Origin of the sequence: Shigella sp. FC1967 (genome assembly GCF_001743005.1) — a bacterium.
Classification (GTDB): Bacteria; Pseudomonadota; Gammaproteobacteria; order Enterobacterales; family Enterobacteriaceae; genus Proteus.
Window position 1 is genome coordinate 1 of the sequence record NZ_MIIZ01001092.1, and the last position, 916, is coordinate 916.

The following is a 916-nucleotide window of genomic DNA, read 5'->3' on the forward strand; positions in this document are numbered from 1 at the left end:
TGACTTTATTATCATTATTTAATTCCATATTATCGGTGTTAAATATGACATTATTATTAATAATACTTAACTGTCCCCTTACTTTAAAATCCTTACTTTCAATAGTTTGTACACTATTAAACTTATCATTTCTATTTCTATTAAAAATGACTAACTTGGCATTTTTATTAATATTGATTGCTTCACTGCTCTTTATATTTATATTGATTGTTCTCAATCGTCCATCAATAAAAAAACTCACCACCATCTAATTTAAAACTATCCGTTGTTAGAACTGCCCCATCTTTGATAGTGAAGATACCATAATGTTGATTTAATCCATCCCATAGATAATCACCAAAAAACTGTTTTTATTATATCCATTAAGAATATTTAAATCATTTATCTTATTATTACCATATATCTTAATATTATTTGATACAATATTTATTGTCTGTTTTTTTAGGTGTCTTTTCCCATACCATTTAATAATGATTTTCTTTTATCAGAAAATATTATAATGATCTTTTATTGTTTTACATCATTAATTCCTGTCACTAACGACACATGATTAACACCAGAAAATTGGCACTGATTACACTCGATACCATTAGGATTAGCAATGATAAGTGCGGACGCTTTTCCTAAAACAGATAAATCACCGTTTAGCTTACTTGTTTCTTGTGAAGTGACCTCATTAATAATGATATTGGCTTCAGCAGAACGATTATCAATAATAGCACCTGCATTATTAACATTGAATGACGTAAAATAATTAAAAGAGGATCCATTTTCATCGGGTTTTTCAATAAATACCGTTTCAATACCTTCTTGGTTTTTAACCACTTCCAAATCTTTATATTTATGAGTATCAACAACAATTCCATTGTCAGATGAATAAACATTAGTTGATAGACATAAAATTAATAAACCATAA

The 916-nt window shown here is 27.1% G+C and carries 2 protein-coding genes; both read right to left on the reverse strand.

Annotated elements, in window-relative coordinates; all coding sequences use genetic code 11:
• Positions 1-247 (reverse strand): hypothetical protein (locus BHE89_RS24435; RefSeq protein ID WP_216081031.1); only part of this gene is annotated, 247 nt, incomplete at its 3' end.
• A 260-nt stretch (positions 248-507) separates the two neighbouring features.
• Positions 508-916, reverse strand: a 409-nt coding sequence (locus BHE89_RS18720; RefSeq protein WP_128860719.1) for a two-partner secretion domain-containing protein, incomplete at its 5' end; no start/stop codon positions are given.